Raw genomic sequence first — 23,297 nt, 5'->3', positions numbered from 1 at the left:
TCTAAAAAATCAGCAGATCGAAGTATACACTATTTGGCAACAAATTTCGCTATTTGAACATACTCAGCAACTGAAATTTGTTCTGGTCTTTGCGCAGGATCAATGCCAAGCGCTATCAATGACGCGCGATCAATCACAGGCTTTAGATTATTAGCCAAAGTTTTTCGACGCATGGAAAACGCTTGAGCCACTAAAGCTTCAAGCGTTTTAAACTCAATCTCAGGATAGGGAGGATGTTTATATGGTGTTAATCGCACTACGGCAGAATCAACCTTGGGGCGAGGATAAAACACCTCCGGTGGCACTTCAAACATCGACTCCACGTCGCAATAATACTGCACCATTACGCTCAGTCGACCATAATCTTTCCCACCAGGTGCAGCGGCCAAGCGTTCCACCACTTCTTTTTGTAACATAAAATGCATGTCTTCAATGGGCTTAATATCCTGCATCAAATGTATGATCAAAGGGGTTGAGATATTGTAAGGTAGATTGCCAACGATTCTTAACCGGCTGCCGAATTGTTTAAAATCAATAGACAATGCATCCGCATCAATTAGGGTTAGTTTATTCGATGATTCAGGGAGTGCCTTAAGATAAGGGTGCAAGTCTCGGTCAATTTCAATGGCAATTAAAGTATTAACCCGTTGCAATAAAGGTCTAGTCAAAGCCCCTTGACCTGGACCTATTTCGATCATTACATCATTGGGCTTAGGATTAATGGCTTGAATAATGGCAGTGATTATTTGCGGACTTTGCAAAAAATTCTGGCCAAAACGTTTACGAGGTCGATGTTGCATGAAAGAATTAACTGTTGTGTTAGACTTGGAATATCATGAGTATATACCTGTGATCTTTCTAAATGCTAGTTTTGGGGCGATTCAATTTTTTTGGCAGAGCTGTTTTTAAAGATGAGTAATAGCGAGTTCTATTGCGAATCTTTAAAAACAGCTCTGACGGAAAAAGCCATAGAACAAATCTAGTATTTTGAAAGATCACAGGTATATACCCAAGATACTTCAGAATGCGACTTTTATGCGGATACTTTTTCCGCCCAAGCGTTGAGAAACAATGTTAAATCACCTAATTGAATTAAGACGAAGAGCCATTCTTATTGTATTGGTGTTTTTGGTCTTTTTTTTACTTTGTTTTTTTAATAGTGATCAATTATTTCTTTTTGTCGTATCGCCTTTATTGTTATCTCTAGAGCCCGACAGTTCATTAATTGCAACACAGATCACCTCCCCCTTAATAACACCTCTGCAACTGGCCTTTGATGCCTCTTTGTTGCTCACCGCTCCATTCATACTGTTGCAACTTTGGCAATTCGTAGCTCCCGGACTCTATCAACATGAGCGTCATCGCATTAAATATATGACGTTGTTAAGCATGGTGTTGTTTTGCCTTGGCATGCTATTTTGCTTTTATGTTGTCTTACCGTTTATTTTGCAGTTTTTTGCTCATACGTTACCAACTGGGGTACGCTATATGCCCGACATGGCTTATGCGATTGACTTTATTAGTCGGATGCTGGTGATCTTTGGGCTTTGTTTTCAGGTGCCTTTAATCTGCATTTTGCTGGTCAGTTTGGAACTGGTAACGAGTGCGTCGTTAAAAACAATCCGTCCTTACATCATTGTTGGAGCGTTTGTAATTGGGATGGTGTTAACTCCGCCTGACGTCTTATCCCAAGTGTTATTGGCTGTGCCTTTATGTTTGTTATACGAGCTAGGAATTTTCGGGTCGCGATGGTTCACAAGAAAAAATTAAGAATCAGATGATTTTTCAGACGCTTGTTGGTACTCGCTATCGGCCTTATCGGCTTTCTTTAAGTTTTCCTGCAGCTGATGTTCATTGAGCTGGGATTGAAAAAATTCCGCGAATTGCTGCTGGAGGCGGACAAAGCGCTTATGGAGTTTAGCTAAGTGATGTGCAAGCATTGGCAGCTTCGATGGCCCAAACGCAATCAATGCGACCACTACAATTAAAAACAATTCCGCAACACTCATTCTTTTTTATTGTCGTCTTCATGCAGTTCGCGCCGAAAATTCTTGAGTGCAGCGCCCAAATCCGACCCTAAACTTTTAAGTTTACTGGTGCCAAATAATGCCACGACGATCAATAAAATTAAAATCAGCGACAACGGACTTATCCCACCTAATCCCATGATTCCCCCTAATTTTTAAACCTAGAAAGTATACTCGCTTTTTTTAGATTTACGTTTGCGATTCAGTAAAGCCACTACGCCACCGCCTAAAGCAGCCCCTAATGCGACCGGAACAATTTGTTCATCAGACAACCAATCTAAATAATAGACTAAACCAAACAAAAGCATCGCGGAAAAAATTCCAACACCTATGCCTTTATACCAACCCGTCTTATAACTGAGCTTCACATTTGGTTCGTTATCGCTCTCGAGACGTTTACGATATAACTGTTTATTAAGTTTCAAAACATCATTTAATAATCGAGGCATATAAGGAAGTTGCTCCACAAAAAATGGCCAGTTGTTTTTAATATGCCCTAACAATGCCTTTGGTCCAAGCTGTTTTTCTACCCAGTCTTCCAAGAAAGGTTTGGCCGTCGTCCATAAATCTAATTTTGGATACAATTGCCTTCCTAGCCCTTCAATGGCCAATAAGGTTTTCTGCAACAATACCAATTGCGGCTGAACCTCCATCTTGAAACGACGAGCCACTTGAAATAACTGTAACACCACTAGCGCAAAAGAAATGTCTTTCAATGGTTTTTCGAAAATAGGCTCACAGACCATACGAATATCACTCTCAAACTCATGAACTCTGGTATCACGCGCCACCCATCCCGATTCAACATGAAGCTCTGCCACACGATGATAATCGCGATTAAAGAAGGCCAATAAGTTTTGTGCTAAGTAGTTTTTATCTTTTTCATCCAGGGTGCCAACGATGCCAAAATCAATACAAAGGTATTGGGGATCTTGGGGATTCTGATAGGACACAAATATATTTCCAGGATGCATATCCGCATGAAAAAAACAATCGCGAAACACCTGGGTGAAAAATATTTCTACCCCACGTTCGGCTAGTTTTTTTAAATTGACGTTGTATTTTTTTAATGTCGCAATATCGGTTACAGGAATACCATAAATGCGTTCCATGACCATCACGTTTTCACGCACATAATCCCAATACACTTCAGGTATATACAGCAGATGCGAATTCTGAAAATTACGGCGCAGTTGTGCTGCATTCGCAGCTTCTCGCTGCAGATTTAATTCATTAAGAAGATTGCGTTCAAATTCATTGACGATTTCTTTAGGTTTATAGCGACTGCTCTCAGCCCAGTACCGATCGGCCAAACTTGCTATAAAATGAAGTATCCCTAGGTCTTGTTCAATAATCGGCTTAATCCCTGGACGCAGTATTTTTACCACCACGTCTTCGCCACTGTTTAACGTCGCTGCATGAACCTGAGCAATCGATGCGGAAGCCAGAACATGCTCATCAAATGTTTTAAACAGTTCGGATGCCGGTAAACCAAAAGTGGCTTCAATGATTGCTAGTGCAGAGTCACTTGGAAAAGGGGGCACTCTATCCTGCAATTTTGCCAATTCAATGGCAATATCTACCGGCAATATGTCTGGTCGAGTTGATAATGCCTGACCAAATTTAACAAAAATAGGCCCTAGCTCTTCTAGCGTTTTTCTGAGCGCTTCGCCGCGAGTGAATTTTGTTTTCCGAAACCAGTTCCAAGGATTTAAGTAAACAATAAAACTCAACGGCGCAAACAGTGGAATACTAACTACGACGCGATCCAAACCATTTTTGGCAAGAATGTAGTTGATTTTTATGACACGAAGAGCTTGTTTAATCTTTTTCATGGTCAGCCATTAGTTGGTTCACTTGTGCAGTCAATCGTTCAACATCCAATAATAACTCGTCTACATCTTTGCAAAAATCTTCAACCTCTTCTGCTGGTGGAAAGCATTTTACTTCTTCTTGAAGGTATTCGGTCAAATTCTGCTGCATAGATGAACTAACATATGCCGTGAACTCCTGCCCTTTACGGATGAAAGAACCCAGCTGATACGCCACAACATCGCCAGTGAACTGGGCCAAATGCCCCTCCCAATCGATATCGAGCTCATCAAACAATTGTTTTACTTGCTGCCCCAGCTCAGTGTCGCCTGTGAGTTTTATTTGATCATTAAAAAGCGAACGTACTTTCGAGGCGGGTAACAGACTCAGCCGGATCAAGCCTAGCGGGCTGCTTTCAATGATTGTATTGACTTCGCTAGGGGGAAAATCATGCAGTTGTAACTTCGTTCCTGAAAATGAGATAAAAAAGCTGACCTTAAGGGGATTAATTATCACCTTTAAGACCTTTCCCTGCAAGGCACTGATACGTGCGGCACTGGCCTCATCCAGTGACAAAGCATGATTTATAGCTGTTTGTAATCCTTTAAGTGTATACGTCTTAATCATAGGCTTCTCAATATTTATGGGCGATATGCAACGCAACGATACCGCCAGTCAGGTTGTAATACCGACAATCTTCAAACCCAGCTGCTTCAATCATTTGTTTTAAATTTACTTGGTTAGGATGCATGCGAATTGATTCGGCAAGATATTGGTAACTTGAGGCATCCTTTGCAAATAACTGACCTAACTTTGGTAAAATATTAAATGAATACCAATCGTATATCGGCTTTAGTCCTGGCAGCGTAGGCGTTGAAAATTCTAAAATCATTATTTGACCGCCTGGTTTACAAACGCGATATATAGACTGAAGTGCCGCGTCTTTATCGGTAACATTTCTTAGACCAAAAGCAATCGTAATGCAATGAAAAGAATTGTCTTCAAAGGGCAAGGATTCAGCATTAGCCTGAACCAACTCAAGATTTCCATACAACCCTTCATCAAGCAATCTATCTCGTCCAACCTCAAGCATAGAGGCATTGATATCGGCGAGAACAACTCGCCCAGTATCACCCACCCGCTTTAAAAATAAGCGGGTTAAATCACCTGTACCGCCAGCCAAATCCAGTACGGAATAACCCGCCTGGACTCGACTCACCTCAACGGTAAAGCGTTTCCATAAGCGATGCACACCAAGGGACATGAGGTCGTTCATCAAGTCATAGCGATTCGCCACGGACTTAAATACTTCGCCAACCTTTTTTTCTTTATCTTCCCATGCTACCGTTTGATAACCAAAGTGAGTTTTTTTTTGCTGTTCGCTCATGCTGATGTAATTTGAATAAAAAAGTAGTTTATATTAACTGATTCCCTAATAAAAATCAGTTTTTAAGTCGAGAACATTATGTTACAAGTGATTACCGAGACCTTTGCACCGTTGTTAAGTTTATTTTTATTTATTTTAGGCGCTGGATTTTTTTCTACTTTGTTGGCATTAGTAATGACCTTAAATCATGCGCCACCCATTATGATAGGCGCACTAACTGGCGTGTTTTATGCTGGATTGGTAACAGGGTCATTTCGTATTGAGCGGTTCATCACGCGCGTTGGTCACATCCGCGCGTTTTCTGCGTTTTCATCCACTCTCGCTATTACCTGTCTTTTACACGGCTTAATTTATAACCCATGGCTCTGGATGGTGCTACGGTTTATTGCGGGTTTTGCCAGTGCGGGTCTCTTTGTAGTCATTGAAAGCTGGTTACTGTGTAAGAGCACCCCAGCGAATCGTGGCCAGGTATTAGCGTTGTATATGATTACCTTTTATGCAGGGCAAAGCTTAGGGCAGTTTTTCTTAAACTTAGGTGATCCGCAAACGATGCTTTTATTCTCCATCACCTCCATGCTGTGCTCATTGTCCATCATTCCTTTATCCATGACGAAAGTGCGTTCGCCACAATATGACGAGCCATCCACTTTAAGTTTTAAAAAACTGTTCAGTATATCCGCTTCTGGGGTACTGGGGTGTTTTATTTCCGGATTAATCATGGGAAGCACTTACGGGCTTATGCCGTCTTTTTTAAGTCATGCGTTTCATTCAAACGCTGCGGTCGCTAATTATATGTTTGCCATTATTATTGGTGGGATGTTATTACAATACCCGGTAGGCAAATTATCGGATATTGTGGAACGCCGCTTAGTTTTAATTGTGATTTCGGCTGCGGCCATTGCTATCTCATTCGCTATTCTTCTGATTCATCCACAAATGAACGGGTTGTTTTTTTTACTCATGGCGTCTTTTGGGGGGTTAACCTTTACCCTATATCCCATCAGTATTACACAGGCTTGTGAGGCTCTGAATACCTCGGATTTAGTCGCCGGAACGCAAAGCCTATTACTGACTTATAGCATTGGCGCCATGATAGGTCCGTTGATTGCACCAATATTTATTGGATTTTTTGGCGAGCGAGGGTTGTTTCTTTATTTTATAACCATTTGCGCAATGACTATTCCTATCTTAATTGTAAGAAAAGCCCAAAAACCCGCGTTACCGCAGGAAGAAAATTTTATCTCCATGCCACAAACTTCGCCCATTTTATTTGAGCTTGATCCTCGTGGAGAAGAAAGTGTGGAAAGCGGTAAACCATAAGCGAACCAGATCTCAGTAACAAGCACGCCAGTAGCTCTGCGCATAATCTCTAGCTAATTTCCCCGGATCAAGTCCGGGGTGCTGTGAAGATAAGTTCTTGAAGGGATTATTAGCTAAGCTTCCGACAGGAAATCCTGGCGAACTAATTAAGTTGGTTGTGAAGAAGGGGTGCCAACATCCGCTTCAGGATCAGGGTCGTTCGCCGGATCAGCTTCATCACCGTCACGGTCTTCATCACCATCATCTTGGTTATCTTCCTGTTCCGCTGCTTGTGCATTATCATTTTGAGTATTGGCGGAGGGAACGGTATTGTTGCCTATTGCCGCAGGATCTTGGCCGTTGGTTTCATGAGCATCTGCATAGGTCCATGTTGAAAAACAAAATAACGCAGTAAATAACAAGAAAAGTCGTTTCATAGATGTCTCCAAAATTTATTGATTCACCATATTACTTATCTACTATATACCCAAAATACTTTAAAATGCGATAGTTATGCTGATACTTTTTCCGCCCAAGCGTTTAGAAAAACGTTTGCCGATAGGACTGCTATCAATTTTTTTCTTAACGTTTAACAAAAAAATCAGTTCTCCTAAAATAGCGCCATTTAAAGTATCTTGGGTATAAGGCTATAACCAGTAGACGAGAATAAATAAGAATAACCACACCACATCCACAAAGTGCCAATACCAGGCTGCAGCTTCAAAGGCAAAGTGGCGTTCTGGCGTAAAATGTCCCTTTAGAGAGCGACCTAAAATAACAATTAGAATAATGGTACCTATGGTCACATGTAAGCCATGAAAGCCTGTTAACATAAAAAAAGTTGTACCATAAATTCCAGCATCCAATGTTAAATTCATTTCTGTATAGGCTTCATAGTATTCATGCGCCTGTAGGAACAAAAACAAAATCCCAAGGCCTATGGTACAAGCTAAGCCAATATCAAGTTGACGACGCTTATTGTATTTCAATGCCCAGTGTGCCCAAGTGATGGTGGCTCCGGAGGTTAATAAGATCAACGTGTTAATAGCTGCGAGGCCCCAAGCACCCATGCCTTCTTTAGCGCCGACAAATATTTGATTATTTGGGTTTTGAAGCAGTGGCCAGGTCGCTTCAAAATTAGGCCAAAGTGTATAATGGGTTATTGGATGTACTTCCCCACCTAACATCGGCACAGACCAATAGCGAGAAAAGAATAGCGCGCCGAAAAATGCACCAAAGAAACAAACCTCAGAAAAAATGAACCAACTCATTCCCCATCGAAAAGAACGATCGACTTGAAGATCATAGACGCCTTTTTCGTTCTCATAGATAACTTGGCCAAACCAGCCAAACATCATAAACAGCAGAATGAATAACCCCGTAGTAAATATATAGGGACCATACCAGTCTTCATGCAGCCAGGAACCAGCGCCAACAAGCATCGTCGTCAAACCAATGGAACCGACCAATGGCCAATGACTGGGTTTGGGAATGTAGTAAGAGCCGTGGTCTCCCATAGTATTCTTTTCTCCTGTGTCGTATCTGGGGTCATTCATAACATGAATTCCCGAATCTAATTACAAAAAACGAATTGTGTTGAACCAAGTCACCTTGATGAAACTTCCGAATGAAGGATGAAATCAAGGATCAATCCCCTTAATTTAAGACTCTGAATGCGTTAGCGGGTTAGACCCGATCCGTCACATCAAATAAGGAATAAGCCAACGTTATGGTCTTAATCCGCTCAGGCAAATCCGTATCCAAATGAAATAGCAAGGGCATATCCATGGCCTCATGACCATTCAATGTCTGCTGCACAAAGCAAAAACATTCGGTCTTTTTTAAATATTTCGCTGCAATTCCTGGCGTTACACTTGGAATCGCTTGGACCGTCATCCGGTAATTTGTTTTGTTCTCAGCGTAAAACGACAGCTTAGCAATTTCACCTGGATGTACCCTCAATTTACGCACCTTGGGGTAAAAATTCCAAGGGATGCCACTGTTATTGGTTGCAACGAATTCAACCAACACTTCTCGCTCTTTCTGAACGGTCGTATGACTATTATATGCCGCCGCTTCAAGGGTGACTTTGCCATTGATATTTAGCGCCTTACAAAGACTGTTATAAATAGGCACTAAGGCAAAACCAAACCCAAACATACCTATCACGATAGCAAACAACACCACCAGTACTCGCGTGTGTGATTTTACAGCCATATGCAACTCAATGGATTTTAGGTGGCGTTGAGAAACTGTGATATGGCGGAGGTGATGATAAAGTCCACTCCAAACCATGAGAACCTTCCCACACCCTGGCATCCACCTCCAGGCCATGGCCCCGCACTGTTCTAACCACATTAATTAGAAATAGTAACTGCGACAAACCAAAAGCGAAAGCACCGACAGTAACGATCATATTAAAGTTTGTAAACTGCAAGGCATAATCAGGGATTCGACGGGGCATTCCAGCTAATCCTAAAAAGTGCATGGGGAAAAATAGCAGATTTACAGAAATCACAGACAGCCAAAAATGCCATTTACCCATGGTTTCATTGTACATACGCCCTGTCCATTTCGGCAGCCAGTAATAGATTGCCCCTAAGAGCGCAAAAATGACACCTGGCACAAGAACGTAATGGAAGTGTCCTACTACAAAGTAAGTGTCTTGATACTGATAATCAGCAGGAACTAATGACAACATCAGCCCAGTAAAACCGCCTATTGTGAATAAAAAGACAAACGCAACCGCAAATAACATCGGTGTTTCAAAGGTCATTGAACCTTTAAACATAGTTCCCACCCAGTTAAATACTTTAATTCCCGTTGGGACAGCAATTAACATGGTGGCGTACATGAAAAACAACTCAGCGCCCAACGGGATACCCGTCGTAAACATATGATGCGCCCAGACAATGAATGAGAGCAAGGCGATGCTAATCGTCGCATAAACCATAAAATGATATCCAAACAGCGGTTTCCGGCTGAAGGTAGGGATGATTTCCGAAACGACGCCAAACGCAGGAAGTACTAAAACATAAACTTCAGGATGACCAAAAAACCAGAATACATGCTGGAATAATATAGGATCCCCGCCGCCTGCTGCTTCAAAGAAGCTCGTACCGAAGTGGCGATCAGCCAACATCATGGTCACAGCTCCGGCTAAAACAGGCATGATGGCAATGAGCAAAAAGGCTGTAATTAACCAAGTCCAAACAAACATCGGCAACCGCATCATGGTCATGCCTGGGGCACGCATGTTTAAAATGGTGGCAATAATATTGATTGACCCCATAATCGAGGAAAGCCCCATCATATGCACTGAAAAGATCATAAAGTCTGTGCTGGGAGGAGCGTATCGTGTCGATAGTGGAGCATACATCGTCCACCCAAAGTTAGGCCCCCCTCCGCTGTGAAACATTGTTGAAAGCAAAAGGCCGAACGCAAACGGCAAAATCCAAAAACTCCAGTTATTTAGACGAGGTAATGCCATATCGGGGGCTCCGATCATCATCGGAATCTGCCAGTTGGCAAGCCCAGTAAATGCCGGCATCACGACTCCAAACAGCATAATTAACCCATGCATGGTGGTCATTTGATTAAAGAAATTGGGGTCAACCAAAAGTTTACCGGGTTGAAAGAGCTCCGCGCGTATGACTAACGCCATGGCGCCACCTACAAAAAAGCTGCTCATAGCAAGCCATAAATACAGCGTGCCAATGTCTTTGTGGTTGGTTGTAAAAAGCCAACGCTTTACAAACCCGATCACCCCTTTGCCTTGTTCAGGCCCATGATGTTCATGTTCATCATCATGTGTTAGCACTTGGCTCATCTTAAACCTCCAACTTGAGCTTTTTTAACCATTTTCGGTTGTATGTTTTCACCCTGCCTTACCTTCGCCACTTCGGCGGGTTGAATAATGTCGTCCGTGTTATTACCCCAGGCATTGCGCTCATAGGTTACAATGGCTGCAATTTCCTCATCCGTAAATTGCGCCTTGTAGGGTTGCATCGCGGTACCTGGGACGCCATCCAGCACGATACTGATGTGTCTAGAAATGGGTTTGCCAACGGCGACTGAACTGCCTTTTAAACCAGGATACATCGGCGGAAGTCCAGTACCATCTGGTTTGTGGCAAGCAGAGCAAATTAAATTATATTTTGCTTCGCCTAGCGTCATCAGCTCTGCACGGGTCATAACTCGCTGTTCGGCAGGTTTATCTTCTGTTGCTTTGTATTGTTCTTCCACTTTTTTTTGTTTATCAACCCACTGTTCAAACTCTTCATCCGTAACTGCACGAACCACAATGGGCATGTACGCGTGGTTAATTCCACATAGTTCTGCGCATTGTCCGCGGTAAACTCCTGGTTTTTGAATGCGAGCCCATGCTTCATGCATAAACCCAGGAATGGCATCGCGCTTAACGCCTAGCTCAGGCACCCACCAAGAATGAACCACATCGTTTGAGGTGACGAGAAACCGAATTTTTTTGTGAATTGGAACGACTACTTCACGATCCACTTCTAATAAGTACCATTCACCCTTGGGTTCTTCGTTAGCGATTTGAGCGTAAGGCGTCGATAAATTACTGAAATAACTAATGCCTTGATCAAGATACTCATATTGCCATTTCCATTGGTGACCAACCACTTTAATCGTTACATCCGATTCTCTATCATCCTCTAGGCGGATAAGTACTTTTGTGGCGGGGATAGCCAGACCAAATAAAATCAGAAAAGGAATGATGGTCCAAATAATTTCAAGGCGGGTATTGTCGTGGAAGGCAGCAGGGGTATACCCCTTGGATTTACGGTGATGAATTAATGCATAAAGCATTACGCCGAACACCACAATTCCAATGATGGCGCAGATCACTATAGCGACCATATGAATATTGTACATATCATGACTTAAGGGAGTAACCCCTTTGTGCATATTCATTTGCCATGGATCAGCCGCAGCCCACATATCATAACTAATCAAAGTCGCACAAAGCATGAAAACTGTTTTGCAGACGTTTAACCTCTTTAGCATTCCCGCCCCTTACAAATAATCGTGTTATATATAATGGTTATTGTTCAATCACCATAAAGTATAATTGCCTTCCGTCTTGGATTGGCTGACGATGTATTTGATCGCCTCAATCACTTCGCCGGTGGTGCAATGTTTACAGCCGCCGTTAACAGGATGCTCTTTCCCGTTGATTGTGTTTTGGATCAATACATCAAAGTTTTGTGCAATTAATGGTTTCCATATTTCTTGATCACCAATTTTGGGTGCCCCCATTTTCCCTTCATCATGACAAACAGCACATGCTTCTTTATAGATGGTCTTTCCGTTAGGCTTGTGTTTGGTAACGCCCCCAGATTTCAGATCGATCCATTCGGAACGAGAGAGGGACTTATTCAATAAATAATCCACAGCAGAAATCACATCTTCATCTGAGCAAGTCACACAAGCGCCTCGAGGGGGCATGCTGTTATAGCCATGAATAGCGTGACGATAAAGACCGGATAACCCATTGTTTTTAAGGCGCATCGTCCAACCTGCACCATTGCCAATTAATGGAGCACCCATTTTGCCATCTTGATGACAAATAATACAGGTGTTGACATAGACTTGTTTACCACGTTTGAGCGTGGGTTGCTTATGGGTAGGAGCCATGCCTAAAGGTTCTTCGCTAACGACAGTTTTCAAGTATTCGGCAATCGCCAGCTGATCCTCTTCCGTCAGATAACTCAAGCTATTGTGGTTCACTTCAGCCATAGGGCCCGCAACGGGACCCGCCATATTTATCAACTCGCCTTTGAGAAAGACATCAGCAACATCATAGCGGTTAGCATCTCGTAATCCCCACTTAGTGATGTTCGGTGCCCAGTAACCGTCGATAAACGCACCGGTTAAATAGAAGCGATGTTTCGGTGAACCTAATAAATTTAATGGGGTATGGCACATGCTGCAGTGCCCTAGACCATCGACAATATATTTGCCGCGATTCCAGGCTGCGCTATGCTCGGGATTGTATTCAAACTTCTGATTGGGATAGAAGAACAATAAATTCCAACCCCACATTCCAAGGCTTGCACCTGGCATGCTGAAGGGAAGCGGCTGTTTTTTGTTGGGAAGGTTAACCGCCGGGATATTCATGAAATAATAATATAAAGCTCTGGCATCATCATCAGTGATGTTCGCAAAGTAAACGTAAGGAAATACTGGGAAATAATTCCGGCCTTTTGGGTCTCGCCCATGTTTTACAGCACGAATAAAGTCTTCTTCGCTCCACTTGCCAATCCCCGTTTCTTTATCCGGGGTAATATTTAAGCTATAAATGGTGCCAAAAGGAGTATCAATGGGTAACCCTCCCGCATAGGGAGGGGTCCCTGCTTTCACATTCGTATGGCATGAAATACAATCGCCCAGTTTGGCTAGATATTCACCGCGTTTGATTAGCTTTTCTTTTTCCCCAGTCGCAGACTTGGTTTCAGGATAGACCGGATAATAGCCATCGATTAAAGGATTGGTCCATCGAAAACCATTAGCTTTCTTATTCGAGTCACTAGCAGGCTTAGTCGATTCATTGACTGCATTATTGGATTCATTGGCCGCATCGATTTCTGCGGCAAAAAGCGATGGAGAACCTACGCATAATGCAGAAGCTACGCACACCGCTAATACACTGGTTTTTAACAAAGAGCCCACGCTCCCTCCTTAAAATCACAAACTTGGGTATTCATTGGCAGGACGAACAAATTGAGCATTTTATACCGCACACATGGTAACATGCAATCTTGTTTGAAGGACTTCAAGGTCCAATAAATTTTTCAATGCAAATAACTATTTATTTACAAGACAGAGTGATTAATTAAATGTCGAATAATTTAATTTGGCGGCATTTTGTCGCTAAATTTTTTTTATAATTTTTAACATTTACACGAGCTGGGTATGATTCATGAGAATATTAAGGCCGATAATCTTCGACTCGATCAGCTTCCTAACGGTTGTTTTACAACCTATCCTTGTGCTTTAAGATAGGTACGAGCGCCCTGGAAATTAACCATTTACAAATCTAAGTGAACAAATTATAATCAGCAGTTGGATTTTTGGTACATTATCGTAAAGAGATTGATTTTAGGTTTTCCGAATAGACAATTTCTACTCCTGAGGTGTCTTGATGCCGATATTTTTGAGTGGGTTAGGGCTGGGTTTATCCTTGATTATGGCACTAGGCCCACAGAATATTTTTTTGATTCGCCAAGGGGCTTTGCGAAAGCATGCTGTTTTATCTGCTATTACCTGCTTTTTTTGTGATGTGATCTTAGTGACTCTTAGCGTTATAGGCTTACATCATGCCTTAGAACTTCATCCAGGGGTTCAAGTCTGGATGTCTTGGATTGGTGCGATATTTTTATTATTTTACGGTGGTCGTTCATTAAAAAGCGCCCTAAAATCTAGTGCCGCTATATTGCAGTTAAGCCATCAATCGTTAAGTCGTGCAAAAATTATTTTTCTGGCATTAGGATTTAGTTTGTTAAACCCTCATGCCATTATTGATTCATTAGTCTTGATCGGGGGCGGGAGTAGTCAATATCCTGATCATCCAAAGTTGTTTTTAATGGGAGTGATTACTTCTAGTTTAGTTTGGTTTACTGCATTAACATGGCTGGCTTACTTTTTTGCAGAACAATTGACGCAGGCAAAGATATGGCGGAGAGTCGAGTTTGTAAGTGGGCTATTAATGATATATTTAGCGTTTAAATTAGCTGTATTATAAAGAAAGGGCCAATCAGTGTGTCGCCAATTGACCCAGTGGAATGACACATAGCAAGTCCAACCTCGCAGCAAAACTATCTCATAAACCCTACGAGGTGTCAATCTGACTTTAGTCATTTTCCAGGGCAAAATTCTAATTTGAGCAAATAACGAGCATTTACGTGTGCTACTAATTATACTTAGTGGTATCATCTTGCCCTAAGTCATTTTTTATCGTGCGGGGGAATTTAATATCATGTTCTACGGCAACACAGTACAAGATACGCGACAACTATTTTTCACCAGCTGGGAAAAATATAAAAACAAGCAGCCCCTTTCAGCGGTGGAGCAGCAGATAGTGGATGTCGTTATTGACCATCCCGAATATCATAACGTGCTTGAACGACTGTCGCCGGAATCTGAACAAGCCTTTTATCCAGAGCTTGGCCAAACGAATCCTTTTTTACACATGGGACTTCATTTAGCCATCCGCGACCAAGTTGCAACCGATCGCCCAACAGGCATTCGTTCCATTTTTCAAACGTTGGTTCAAAAATATCATGATCCAGCACAAGTAGAACATAAGATAATGGATTGCTTGGCTGAAGCATTATGGTTAGCCCAGCGCCATCAAACCATGCCAGATGAATTACAATATTTAAAGCAGTGTGAACTGCTTTTGAATTAATAATGAGCCGCGTGCGTAATGGGCATAAAACACTCACTGCCGCAGTTCTGCTCCAGTAGCAATTGCTTTCTCAGGGTTTTTGACCTCTCTTAATTGAAATTCTTCATCTAATTGACCAATCACGCGGATTGCCTCACTAATAGAAGTTGTGCCATCTATAATTAACTCCAATACCTGCTTAGCTAAAGGATGATACGTCTCATTCTTTAATGCAGCTTTTGTGAACGCTGAAGAATCATTTCTTCTTAAGGCATCTAACATCTCTGGGGTCATTTCTAATAATTCATACACGCCTACTCGCCCGACATAGCCTCTGAAGTTACAAATTGAACAACCCTGACCTTCTTTAAATGTCCGAATGGGGTCAACGCCCATTGATTTTAGCCAAACCGTTTCAGTTTCATTGGGGGTATGATCAGTTTTACATGCATCACAAATTATTCGTACCAGCCGCTGGCCAATAATCGCCTTAACCGCTGCGGCCACCATATAGCCTTCAGCACCCATATCAATTAAGCGCATTGCTGAACTCATCGCGCTATTCGTATGTAAGGTTGCTAACACCAAATGCCCAGTAACAGCAGCGCGCATGGCAATTCGTGCGGTTTCAGTATCTCGAATCTCTCCCACCATGATCACATCTGGGTCTTGGCGCAACATGGAACGCAAAATACGCGCAAACGTTAGCTCAATGGTGGGATTGACTTGAACTTGATTAATGCGTGGTATTCGGTATTCAACAGGATCTTCGACGGTAATAATTTTACGTTCAGGCGTGTTTAGCCGCGATAAAACACTGTAAAGTGTGGTCGTTTTACCGCTTCCTGTGGGACCTGTGACTAATAGCATTCCGTAAGGTTTCGTGTATATTTTTTCGAGCTCTTTAATCATAGACTTTGGGATACCGAGATCATTTAGATCCGCGACAGTAGACGATTGATCCAATAACCGCATCACAACCGCCTCACCATTTGCTGTGGGCATGGTTGACACCCGCACATCAAAGGCTTTACCTTTCAGTGTAAAATTAAATCTGCCATCCTGGGGAATACGCTTTTCGGAGATATCAAGATTCGCTCGCAATTTTAATCGTTGAATCAGTGCATTTATAATGCGCTTATTTTCAAGCACGGTTTCATTCAGTACCCCATCGACTCGAAAGCGAATTCTTAATGAATGTTCATCGGGTTCGATGTGAATATCCGATGCCCGGGCTTGAACCGCGTCACGAAATAAAGAATTCAACAGCTTTACTACCGGCGCTTGTTCTTCACTCTCAGCTTGTTCATCAAAGAGCTCATCTTCCGCAAGCGTTACCTCATCAAAGATTTCTCCTGAAAGCTCTTCAGCAAAATTACTGATTTCTTCGGTTCTTCTATAAACGCGGTCAATGACTTTTAATAAAGCACTCTCGCTGACTACAGCCATTTTAACGGGTTGCTTGAGAAGCCTTGAAATGGCATCAAACGCATTAATATCAAGGGGATCAGTCAATCCCACTAATAAAGCTTCATCTTCTTTTTTCAAGACTAACGCACGATATCTTCTTGCATAAGTTTCTGGTAAAAGCTGGATTAGAGCGTTATCTAGATCATAGTAATTTAAATCAAGGAAAGGAATATCCAATTGTTTGGCTAACAACTTTAGTAGCTGATCTTCTTTAATAATACCCATATCAATGAGCACGCGACCGAATTTTTTTCCAGTTTTTTTCTGTTGTTCGCTGGCTTTATCTATGGTTGCTTGATCTACTAAATGTTCTTTTAATAATAGCTCACCAAGTCGAATTCGTTTCATACACTAACCCTGCAACAGTTTTAAACGGCTCTCGGCATAAGCTCGCACGGCTGGATCAAGTTCGTAACTTTCGCTCGCTCGGCGATAAGCACTAACTGCTTGTTGCGTCGCATTCCTATGCTCTAACGCGATACCATAACCCAACCAGTATTGCCCATTAGATGGATCAATTTCAACCAACTTTTGATACAAACTACCAGCCTCCTTGGTTCGATCAACGGTTTGGTATACGGCAGCCAATAAGCCATAAAAGTCTGGGTTGCGGTATATATCAGGCGTAAACTGCGACAGAATTTTCAATGCTTCAGCTGCTTTATCCTGCTCGAATAATAATCGAGCCTTCATCGTACTAAGACCCATAGCCTTTGGCTTAAACGACAACCCCTCATCGAGAACCTGCATGGCTTTACCTAATTGCCCGTTGGACATATAAACCGCGGCCAGACTTTCTCGTGCGGTAAGCGAGGTAGGAAATTTAAAAATAACTTGATTCAATAGCTGTATGGCTTTGTAATCCTCTCCATCCTGCACCGCCGTTAACGCTTTATTCAGCGTGTAATCGTGCCATTGTTCATCGCTTAATTCATTAAATACTTTTTCAACGTGCGTTTTCTTTTTTTTAACTATTGGCCTATTTTTTTCTTCATAATCAAGTATAGCTGGTTTTATTCTAGACGCCTGCTGTTCAAAGTCTTTAATGCTGACCAGCGAGGATGGCAGAGCTTGTAATGGCGGAGGGAGTTTAGTGTCTGGTTTACTTGATTGGCTGATCGACTCCCTAGACAATTTCGGCTGAGCCAACTCGTGATAAGGGATATTTACAAGCGAAGACTCATAGCGAACAGACGCACTTGAAGGCTTAGCCTGATTAAGCTGAATTTGGCGAGTAGGTCTAGTAAAAGACTCTGGCGACTTAAATCCTTTTAAAATTAATATAATAATAAAACTGAGCGCTAGAATGCTTATACACCAAACTGTTCCCTTGAGAAACCGAATTTTAGTAGCGCTTTGTTGTGGAGGAATAAACGTTAACGTTGGTTTTACGTTGGATTTATTCTCACTGAGATCTTTAAGCATCTCATTTAAAAGACTCATTAGAGCAATCCCAACTTCCAATAAACAATCAACACTAAGCTAAGCGCAAGTCCACTAACCACCGTCAGCATGATGTTGGAGTTTAAGCGATGTTTTTTTGTAGATTGCGCGGATTCGGTATCTGCAACCGCTCTTTTTACAGCCGCTACATCCACCGTGTTGGCTCCGCGACCATAAGAAACCAACATCGATTTATGACAAAGGATATTTAATAATCTCGGTAACCCTCCGCTAGCGCGAAATAGCTGCTTTTTTGCACCCGCTGAAAACAATGATCCATAGGTATACCCTGCTTTTGCCAAGCGATGGTATAAATACACATCCAATTCGTGTTTAGCTAAGGGTTTTAGGGTATATGAAAATGTAATGCGTTGTTTTAACTGCCGCAATGAAGGCTTGTCTAATTTTGTTTCTAATTCTGGTTGGCCAAAAAGAACAACTTGCAGGAGTTTTTTCTCTTCCGTTTCAAGGTTAGTCAGCAATCGAATGGCTTCTAAGCACATTTCAGGCAGCGCTTGCGCTTCATCGATGAGTAACACTGTTTTTTTACCCGCTTTATGTAACTCCAGCAAACGTAAATTAATCGCATCCAACAACTGATGCTGCGGCAAATCTTTTTCAGGCTTAAGTCCAAGTTCCGTGGCCAGGGACAAACGCAAGCTATCCGCATTTTGATCAGGATTTGGAATATAAGCGGTTACAAAATCAGCATCGAGCGCATTAAGCAATAAACGACAAAGCAATGTTTTTCCTGTACCTACTTCACCTAGTATTTTTATAAACCCTTCACCATGTTGTAGACTTAGTAATAAAACATTTAAGGCTTCTTGGTGTGTTGGCAATTCACAATAAAACTCCGTATTCGGTGTTAAGGAAAAGGGCGGTTTGCTTAATTTAAAATGTTCTAGATACATTTTTAACTCCCTTTTGCACTATCGAGATCGAGGCTGGCTGTAATATCCTGCCTCAGGGCCAAAACTCACAGGCTCTTCACCTTCCGTTCCATAAATATCAGGGCGGCCGCCAATATGAAAGCCTTGTTTTAAACGAGCTACTTTTTGCGTACTCTCAATCAAATGACGTGTCATGGATTTTTGATTGATCACAGTAGGTTTAAGCAAAATCACCAATTCACTTTTTCTTGAGCTTTGTTTGGTCGCTCTAAACAGTGTTCCTAAAAAAGGAATATTGCCAAAAAACGGAAGTTGTGCAATATCTTCTTCGGTCTGGTTTTGCATTAAACCGCCAATAACCACCACCTGGCCATTTTTAGCATGGACAATCGTGTCCGATTCTCGAATTGTACTACGAGCCAATGGCAGCTCCAAGACACCCCCTTGTTCGCCCAAATTAATGGTTTTTCGCTGGTCACGCACTAAGCTGACAGAGGGATGAATGTGTAACGTTACATTATTATTAGCATCGATTTGTGGGGTTACGTCTAACGTAATTCCAGAAAAGAAGGGCGTTAAATCAACGCTTTGAGTGGGGTTTGTCGCCGCTAATCCTGTGGCGATATTTTGAGTTGAGTTAATGTTCGTTACGAAAAACTCATCCGTTCCAACTTTTATCATAGAAATTTGATTATTCATTGCCGCCACTCGCGGACTAGATAATACCTGGACATTACCCTGGGTTTCTAGGGCCTGAATCGTAGTTGTAAAACTGGTATTCCATTTAATATCAATTTTAAACGCGTCTGGGAAATCATCCTGAGTGATGTCAGCACCTGCCGTTGTAAAATCGCTTAAGGCATTAAGTTGCGCGCCAAAAATTTTCCAGTCGATTCCCATTTGATATTCGTCATTCAGGGTCACTTCTAGAATTTTTGCATCAAGAATCACTTGACGGTCCATGCTGTTTTGAACCAAATCCAAATAATTCTCCACTTGCTTTAATTCTTTGGGCATGGCTCTTACAACCACAACACCGGCTAAAGGATTCACTGTCACGGAACGGCCTCCTTCCGTGCCAATGATGCTTTCCAAAGTAGATTTTAATTGCTTCCAAAAATCAACGGTGCTGGTAGTATCGACCTCACCAATCCGACTTTCAACGTTGGTCGTATTTCCTGTGCTTGATGTGGAGGAGCCACCAAAAGCGGTGTTAGTGGTATTGGTGGCTGGAGTTTGAGTCACTTCCCCTGAGCTTAATGTCATTCTGGAACGACCTTTTCGTTCAAGCTCTAAATAATTCACCGCAAAAATCTGCGTTTTTAAGGTATTCGGTAGAACTTCATAACCTCCAGGGATACGATTGTAAGCGTACCCATAGACGTTTTCTAACGTTTGAAGGACTTCTTCAATGGTGACGCGTTTTAAATTTAAGGTAATATTGCCTTGAATTTCTGGACTAATTACGACACTTAACGGTGTATCAGCAAAGAGGCCTGTGAAAAACGTTCTAGCCGGAACATCTTTAACCGAGATATCAAAACGACGTGTCAAAAAATTTCGTTGTGGGGAACGAATCTTAATACCAGGCATTAATTTTTTACTGATTTTACTAGGAGTTCGGCTTTCAGATTCTTTATGTAGGGCTTGATTTCCGGCAATGCCTTGACGAAGTTCAACGTTCATCTCATCAATGGCGGTACCTTTAATAGGCTGATTCGTGGTGCAAGCAACCAGTGTTAATAATAAAACCAAAATCCCTTTTCTCATGCGCGTTAGTTCCAAATACTTCGGTCAAATAAATAAATTGTCAGTCTTCGGCCGGACTCGGACAACACCACCGAGTTTCGCTCAATGGCCACGACCTTGGCATCACCCACCCTGTCGCCGACAGTTACAAATTTATCATTAATTAAGGCCATGCGTCGCGACTTTCCAATAATGATTGATTGCAAATTATACGTCTGGTTTTTTTTCGCTCCTTTCGGCTCAAGAGCTCTGTACAAAGAAGGTCTGGTTGGATCGCGCCATTGATCTTGTGCGGCACTTATTCCCCCTGATAATAAAGGAAATAACAGGATTAAGCAAAATTTAAACAAAGTATGCCAATTCATTTTGGATTCCCTGTTGTGGCTGTCTTGTTATGGCTGTTGGATGGCATTAAGGTGTAAAACTCAATGGTTGCAATAGCCTCTGGATAAGACTCAACGTGATATTCCATTTTATCCCAGTACAACTGCCAAGGCAGGGCTTCAACTCGTTTTAAGTATTTTAAAATAGGGAAATATTGTCCTTTTAAGACCAATTTGTATTGGGTGCGTGCGCTAGGCAGTTGGATAAGATCTTGGAATCCTGACAATAAAGGTGGGCTAGGCGCTTTTGCTTTCTCTTCTTTTTCTTCCTCTTTGCCTTTGGGTTCTGCGGGTTCAGTCGAAGCCGCTGATGTGGCCTTGCCCTTAGCCTCTATGGTTTGTTGAGACGTATCTTTCAGATAATCCACATTAGAAAAATCTAAAATACTTACTTCATCGGTTTGTTCAAGCATGGAATATAACAGTTGCGCCAATTCTCGCTCACCAATAAAGCGATGTTCGTATTGCGAAATCCTGACATCGAGCGTTCGCATTTCTTCTTTTAACCGCTCATATTTACCCATTAATTTTGCCACCGTATCATCTTTAGCCAGATTAGTTATGGTTTCGCTTTTTATTTTAAATTCAGTAGATTGAGTAATATTTGCAACGATTTCTTTTTGAATCCGTTGCAATTTATTTGTTTGAGGGAGGTAAAACCCAAATAACCAAATGACTAACACCACAAGAAAGCTTGCGCCAGTAAATATCGCACGCTTTTGTATGGGCATGCGATCAATCATAAATTGCCATTTAATGAGTTGGTTTTTCATAGCCGCTTAGTGTTTGTTTTTTGCTCGTTGGTTCTAACGGTTGTTTTTTCTTCTGCTTTCTTAGGCCCTAAGAGCGTGTTATTGGCCACCTCAAACTCAATATAATTTTTATCTTCGACTCTTTTTACATAGAACAAATCAAAATAGACCTCTTGAAACACTTGCGATTTTTGTAAGGCTTGCAGTAATAATGAAACGGCCACCGGCTGCAGACTATATCCACGTAATGAAATATTCTCAGTATCTTGATTAATATAAAACGAAGTGAGCCAGAGATCTTGGGGTACAATTTTTGCAAACGCTTCCATATAACTAGAGAACGGCTTCCTTATCGTGGCATGAGTCACTGTTTCAAAATGTTCTCTTTTGGCTTTAAGCGTTTCTTCATATTCAGTGACTTGGTCCACTAAAGGCTTATCCATCGCTAATAAAGGATAGGATTGCGCAATTTGTTGAAAATCCGCCGCAGCTTGTGCTTTCTCCTGTTGAGCTGCTTTTAAAAGTTGTTCTTGCTTATACACCGTTACACTACGTGCAATCCCATTAGCGGCTAGTATTAAAATGAGTAACGCCAGTGCTAAACCTACCCATTTAGCTGGCAAGTAATTGGTTTCTTTCGTAATCGCTTTAAGAAAATTGATTTGTTGTGTCATTTAAATACGATTCATCCAGGTTATTTTCGGTATATTTTAGTGCACCGCCAATGCTTAAAAACGTGTTTTTCTGCTGCTCGAACGACAAAGCATGATCGTTTTTTAAGTAATAAGATAAATTTAACAATACCACTTCATGGGGTAATTCTTTCTCGAGAAATTCTAGTAATGTTTTTGCTTGATAAAAATTAGGGGTAAACATAACTTTTTTAACTTCGGGAAGTTTAAGCTCGCTGATGCAGTAATCCATACTACGTTGGATCTCAAGCAAAAAATTATGCAACGTATCCTCTTGTGTTTGAAGCAAATCCTTTTCCTTAAAATTTAATTCCCGGACTAAATAAAGATCATGCTTATAAAGAATTTGTAATTGGCAATATTCCTTCACTAGGCTAATAGTAATGATTGGCGCCTCTTCATCAGAGGGAACTAACGTTGTTAAGTTTCTTACAGCAAGCTCTGCAATGCCAACTTGCTTCACGTGGATGAATGCATCTTTAATCATGTTGATGCGCGCTATAAGCGTCGACATTGGAGTAACGGCCACAAAAACTTTCTTTCGTTGGCCTGCTACGCCATGAGCAGGAATAGGAAAAACATCGACTACAATATCATTCAGAGGATAATCAACTAATCCTTTAAGTCGCCAACGCAATGCCTTAGCCATATCACTTTCAGGGATATCTAAGGCATCCATTAAAATGAGTTCATATTGGCCGGGGTATAAAATGACATCACTAGTTTTACCAAGAATGCCTAGACGTTCTATATCCTCAGCTAACCCTTTAGTAATTAACTCGGGAATATCGTCAGGAAATTCCCGGTACTCATTGAACAACAACTCATCATTATTTTTAATGGCTGACAGACTATAACTTTTCTGGCCTAAGCCGATTGCGATTGATGGCTTCTTGCTCTCACGAGCATTCAATCCAAGCATGAAATCCCTTCCCCAGGAAAGCGTTTAATATCTGGAAGTGTATAGCATCCTTCAC

The 23,297-nt window shown here is 41.7% G+C and carries 24 protein-coding genes; 4 read left to right on the top strand and 20 right to left on the bottom strand.

Going from position 1 to position 23,297, the window contains the following annotated elements:
• Positions 1-29: 29 nt before the first annotated feature.
• Positions 30-800 carry a 16S rRNA (adenine(1518)-N(6)/adenine(1519)-N(6))-dimethyltransferase RsmA gene (gene rsmA / locus E1O47_RS03450; RefSeq protein ID WP_133129873.1) on the bottom strand — a complete coding sequence of 257 codons (771 nt, stop codon included), beginning with the start codon at positions 798-800 and terminating at the stop codon, positions 30-32.
• 271 nt (positions 801-1,071) lie between these two features.
• On the opposite strand from rsmA, the gene tatC reads away from it, so the two are divergent.
• On the top strand, positions 1,072-1,770 hold the full coding sequence (tatC, locus tag E1O47_RS03445; protein WP_133129872.1) for a twin-arginine translocase subunit TatC: 699 nt from the start codon (positions 1,072-1,074) through the stop codon (positions 1,768-1,770).
• Here the strand turns inward: tatC and E1O47_RS03440 are convergent.
• From E1O47_RS03440 to ubiE, 5 genes are read right to left on the bottom strand one after another with little or no spacing between them, the layout of a single operon-like run.
• A complete protein-coding gene (locus E1O47_RS03440) occupies positions 1,767-2,009 on the bottom strand; it encodes a Sec-independent protein translocase subunit TatA/TatB (protein WP_133129871.1) in 243 nt (80 codons plus the stop codon). The two genes, tatC and E1O47_RS03440, sit on opposite strands and share 4 nt — an antisense overlap.
• Positions 2,006-2,167: a twin-arginine translocase TatA/TatE family subunit gene (tatA, locus tag E1O47_RS03435; RefSeq protein WP_133129870.1), complete on the bottom strand. Its 162-nt coding sequence runs from the start codon at positions 2,165-2,167 to the stop codon at positions 2,006-2,008. The genes E1O47_RS03440 and tatA overlap by 4 nt, the downstream gene beginning before the upstream one ends.
• Positions 2,168-2,188: 21 nt before the next feature.
• Positions 2,189-3,862 (bottom strand): ubiquinone biosynthesis regulatory protein kinase UbiB, encoded by a 1,674-nt coding sequence (gene ubiB / locus E1O47_RS03430; RefSeq protein WP_133129869.1) that lies wholly within the window; start codon positions 3,860-3,862, stop codon positions 2,189-2,191.
• Entirely contained in the window at positions 3,849-4,466 is a 618-nt protein-coding gene (locus E1O47_RS03425) for a ubiquinone biosynthesis accessory factor UbiJ (RefSeq protein WP_133129868.1), read from the bottom strand. The genes ubiB and E1O47_RS03425 overlap by 14 nt, the downstream gene beginning before the upstream one ends.
• Positions 4,467-4,473: 7 nt before the next feature.
• Positions 4,474-5,226, bottom strand: coding sequence for a bifunctional demethylmenaquinone methyltransferase/2-methoxy-6-polyprenyl-1,4-benzoquinol methylase UbiE (gene ubiE, locus E1O47_RS03420; RefSeq protein ID WP_133129867.1), 753 nt, complete (start codon positions 5,224-5,226; stop codon positions 4,474-4,476).
• 78 nt (positions 5,227-5,304) lie between these two features.
• Here ubiE and E1O47_RS03415 point away from each other — a divergent pair, with 78 nt between their 5' ends.
• A complete protein-coding gene (locus tag E1O47_RS03415) occupies positions 5,305-6,546 on the top strand; it encodes an MFS transporter (RefSeq protein ID WP_133129866.1) in 1,242 nt (413 codons plus the stop codon).
• A 146-nt stretch (positions 6,547-6,692) separates the two neighbouring features.
• On the opposite strand, the gene E1O47_RS03410 is transcribed toward E1O47_RS03415, so the two are convergent.
• The 6 genes from E1O47_RS03410 to E1O47_RS03385 form a co-directional block, all read right to left on the bottom strand.
• On the bottom strand, positions 6,693-6,962 hold the full coding sequence (locus E1O47_RS03410) for a hypothetical protein (RefSeq protein ID WP_133129865.1): 270 nt from the start codon (positions 6,960-6,962) through the stop codon (positions 6,693-6,695).
• 210 nt (positions 6,963-7,172) lie between these two features.
• A complete protein-coding gene (locus E1O47_RS03405; RefSeq protein WP_133129945.1) occupies positions 7,173-8,042 on the bottom strand; it encodes a cytochrome c oxidase subunit 3 in 870 nt (289 codons plus the stop codon).
• A gap of 169 nt (positions 8,043-8,211) precedes the next feature.
• Positions 8,212-8,742: a cytochrome c oxidase assembly protein gene (locus E1O47_RS03400; RefSeq protein WP_133129864.1), complete on the bottom strand. Its 531-nt coding sequence runs from the start codon at positions 8,740-8,742 to the stop codon at positions 8,212-8,214.
• 7 nt (positions 8,743-8,749) lie between these two features.
• A complete protein-coding gene (ctaD, locus tag E1O47_RS03395) occupies positions 8,750-10,354 on the bottom strand; it encodes a cytochrome c oxidase subunit I (RefSeq protein WP_133129863.1) in 1,605 nt (534 codons plus the stop codon).
• Positions 10,351-11,556, bottom strand: coding sequence for a cytochrome c oxidase subunit II (gene coxB / locus E1O47_RS03390; protein ID WP_133129862.1), 1,206 nt, complete (start codon positions 11,554-11,556; stop codon positions 10,351-10,353). The genes ctaD and coxB overlap by 4 nt, the downstream gene beginning before the upstream one ends.
• 48 nt (positions 11,557-11,604) lie before the next feature.
• Entirely contained in the window at positions 11,605-13,032 is a 1,428-nt protein-coding gene (locus E1O47_RS03385) for a c-type cytochrome (protein ID WP_242601994.1), read from the bottom strand.
• 661 nt (positions 13,033-13,693) lie between these two features.
• Between E1O47_RS03385 and E1O47_RS03380 the strand changes: the two genes are divergently transcribed.
• Both E1O47_RS03380 and E1O47_RS03375 read left to right on the top strand, forming a co-directional pair.
• Positions 13,694-14,293: a LysE/ArgO family amino acid transporter gene (locus E1O47_RS03380; RefSeq protein WP_133129861.1), complete on the top strand. Its 600-nt coding sequence runs from the start codon at positions 13,694-13,696 to the stop codon at positions 14,291-14,293.
• Positions 14,294-14,527: 234 nt separating this feature from the next.
• A complete protein-coding gene (locus tag E1O47_RS03375) occupies positions 14,528-14,959 on the top strand; it encodes a DUF1841 family protein (protein WP_133129860.1) in 432 nt (143 codons plus the stop codon).
• Positions 14,960-14,992: 33 nt separating this feature from the next.
• Here the strand turns inward: E1O47_RS03375 and E1O47_RS03370 are convergent, their stop codons facing one another.
• From E1O47_RS03370 to E1O47_RS03335, 8 genes are read right to left on the bottom strand one after another with little or no spacing between them, the layout of a single operon-like run.
• Positions 14,993-16,756: a GspE/PulE family protein gene (locus tag E1O47_RS03370; protein WP_133129859.1), complete on the bottom strand. Its 1,764-nt coding sequence runs from the start codon at positions 16,754-16,756 to the stop codon at positions 14,993-14,995.
• 3 nt (positions 16,757-16,759) lie between these two features.
• A complete protein-coding gene (locus tag E1O47_RS03365; protein WP_133129858.1) occupies positions 16,760-17,851 on the bottom strand; it encodes a tetratricopeptide repeat protein in 1,092 nt (363 codons plus the stop codon).
• Positions 17,851-18,765, bottom strand: coding sequence for an ExeA family protein (locus E1O47_RS03360; protein ID WP_133129857.1), 915 nt, complete (start codon positions 18,763-18,765; stop codon positions 17,851-17,853). The genes E1O47_RS03365 and E1O47_RS03360 overlap by 1 nt, the downstream gene beginning before the upstream one ends.
• An 18-nt stretch (positions 18,766-18,783) precedes the next feature.
• A complete protein-coding gene (mshL, locus tag E1O47_RS03355) occupies positions 18,784-20,514 on the bottom strand; it encodes a pilus (MSHA type) biogenesis protein MshL (RefSeq protein WP_133129856.1) in 1,731 nt (576 codons plus the stop codon).
• A gap of 5 nt (positions 20,515-20,519) precedes the next feature.
• Positions 20,520-20,858 (bottom strand): hypothetical protein, encoded by a 339-nt coding sequence (locus E1O47_RS03350; protein ID WP_133129855.1) that lies wholly within the window; start codon positions 20,856-20,858, stop codon positions 20,520-20,522.
• Complete coding sequence (locus E1O47_RS03345) at positions 20,855-21,649, bottom strand: hypothetical protein (protein ID WP_133129854.1); 795 nt, start codon at positions 21,647-21,649, stop codon at positions 20,855-20,857. The genes E1O47_RS03350 and E1O47_RS03345 overlap by 4 nt, the downstream gene beginning before the upstream one ends.
• On the bottom strand, positions 21,646-22,302 hold the full coding sequence (locus E1O47_RS03340; protein ID WP_133129853.1) for a PilN domain-containing protein: 657 nt from the start codon (positions 22,300-22,302) through the stop codon (positions 21,646-21,648). The genes E1O47_RS03345 and E1O47_RS03340 overlap by 4 nt, the downstream gene beginning before the upstream one ends.
• Entirely contained in the window at positions 22,277-23,242 is a 966-nt protein-coding gene (locus E1O47_RS03335; RefSeq protein ID WP_133129852.1) for a hypothetical protein, read from the bottom strand. Before E1O47_RS03335 ends, E1O47_RS03340 begins: the two co-directional genes overlap by 26 nt.
• Positions 23,243-23,297: the final 55 nt, after the last annotated feature.

The organism is Legionella yabuuchiae (assembly GCF_900640115.1).
In the GTDB taxonomy this organism is placed as follows: Bacteria; Pseudomonadota; Gammaproteobacteria; order Legionellales; family Legionellaceae; genus Legionella_A; species Legionella_A yabuuchiae.
This window is presented reverse-complemented; position numbering and strand designations above follow the sequence as displayed.